The 309-nt window shown below is 48.9% G+C and carries 1 protein-coding gene; it reads right to left on the bottom strand.

Annotated features, from left to right (window positions below; genetic code table 11):
- Positions 1-309, bottom strand: a 309-nt coding sequence (locus ACLI09_RS18105; RefSeq protein ID WP_411421046.1) for an OmpA family protein, incomplete at both ends; no start/stop codon positions are given.

The following is a 309-nucleotide window of genomic DNA, read 5'->3' on the forward strand; positions in this document are numbered from 1 at the left end:
CCTATGCCTTTAGAGATGATGTACTGTACCGTTGATTTTGCCCTGCGGTTAGACAGGCTCATGTTGTACTGGTCGGTACCGCGGTTGTCGGTGTGCGATTTTACCATTACAATTACATCGGGGTACTGCTTCATGGTCTCTACAATCTTGTCCAGTTCAAAGGCAGCTTCTTTAGTGATGTTGCTCTTGTCGTACTCAAAGTAGATGTTCTCCAGTGTTATTACCGGCGGGTTTGGTATCTCTACCGGCGCAAGGTCGGCGTTAACCGTTACCTCGCCGCCTGCCGTCTTGTTTATCGGGAAGGTGTTA

The sequence above is a fragment of the Flavobacterium sp. RHBU_24 genome, assembly GCF_046613695.1.
Taxonomy (GTDB): Bacteria; Bacteroidota; Bacteroidia; order Flavobacteriales; family Flavobacteriaceae; genus Flavobacterium.